This window comes from Intrasporangium sp., assembly GCF_032907665.1.
In the GTDB taxonomy this organism is placed as follows: Bacteria; Actinomycetota; Actinomycetes; order Actinomycetales; family Dermatophilaceae; genus Intrasporangium.
This window is the reverse complement of record NZ_JAJJPG010000156.1, coordinates 6263-7717: the sequence shown is the minus strand read 5'-3', so window position 1 is coordinate 7717 and position 1455 is coordinate 6263. Positions and strand designations below refer to the sequence as shown.

Below are 1455 nucleotides of genomic sequence, written 5' to 3'. Positions count from 1 at the left end.
GGGGATGAGCCGACCCCCATAGGTGCGCAGCGGACGTCGGGCGACCCCGTCGGCGTAGGCCCGGTCGAGCAGTCCCATGGCGACCGGGTAGGCCCGCTCGAGGTCCTTGAGCGCCTCGCCGGCGGCGCCCGACCGCTGGCCGTACATCGCGGCGAGGACGGCGACCTTGGCCACGGAGCGGTCGACGCCGAGCTTGGCGGCGACGGGGGCGTAGAGGTCGTCGCTACGGGTCGCCTCGGCGAACGCCTGGTCCCCGCTCACGACGGCGAGCACCCGCGGCTCGACCTGGCCGAGGTCGGCGCGGACGAAGACGTGGCCCGGGCTCGCGCAGATCGCGGGTCGCAGCGGCGCCGGGAGGTTGTGCAGGCCGTTCTGGGCGGTCATCCGCCCGGCGGCACCGTCGCAGGCCGTCCAGGCACCGCGCAGCCGGTCGTCGTCGCCGACGTTCTCGTCGAGCCAGCGGTAGCCGTAGGTCGTCGCGATCCGCTCGTCCTTGCGCCAGGTCAGGAGGGCGTCGACGAGCGGGTGCGTGTGGCGGTAGGGCTCGAGGACCCAGGCCCGCGTGTGGGGGACGTCGACCCCGGCGGAGCGGAGCAGGTCGCGGACGTGCGCCGGGTTGCGCAGGTCGGTCCGCTCGCGGCCGGGGGAGTGGCGCAGCACCGCCTGGTCCCGGTGCGCACGGATGCGGGCGGCGTCGGCGTCGTCCTGCGGCCGTGGCCCGGCTGCGGCGCCGATGAGGTCCTCGGCGGCGAGCCGGTCGACGGGCAGACCGTCGCGCTCGAGCTCGAGGCACAGCACGGCTGCCGCCGACTCGGACCAGACGGTGCGCACGAGCCGGTCGGCACCCGGACCCGCCCGGTGGCGCAACGAGCGCTCCTGCTCCCGTTGGCATTCCAGCGCGAGGTGCGCAAGCTCCTTGAGGCGCTCCGGGGAGCTGGCCCACCCACCGAGGGCGTCCGCCCGCACATGGCCGGTGGCCGTGAGCAGCTCGTCGGCGCCGGACTCGGCCAGGTCGAAGAGGTCCCCGTCGAAGGCGGCGTCGCGGCCTCGGCGGGGGAGTGGGACCTGCTCGGCGGGCAGGCCTCGGCACCCGGCCCACACGTGTCCCGGGGTTGCCCACCAGCCGCCGTGGATGAGCCGGTGGGCCTCGGCGAGGTCCCACGTCCGCGGCACGTCGACGCCAGCCGTGACCACGCGTCGGAGGGTGTTGTCGGCGGACCAGACGACCCAGCGCGGGCCGACCGACGCGACGAGCCGGGCCACGTAGTCGGCCAGTTGCGCGAGGGGCCACGGCTCGTCGAGATCGGGCCCAGCGGCATACGCCCCCTCGGTGCCGACCACCAGCGCGACGAGCGGTGTGCCGGAAGGCTGCTCACTCAAGAGACGCGGCCATCCGATCGACGGCCTCACGGAGGATCCCGGGGGAGGTGGCGAAGTTGAGCCGCGCGAAGCCCC

General features: G+C 75.5%; 1 protein-coding gene. It reads right to left on the bottom strand.

All coding sequences use genetic code 11. From position 1 onward, the window contains the following. Nucleotides 1-1380: DNA polymerase (locus tag LOY02_RS16730; protein ID WP_317183506.1), on the bottom strand; the 1380-nt coding region annotated here is incomplete at its 3' end. Nucleotides 1381-1455: the final 75 nt, after the last annotated feature.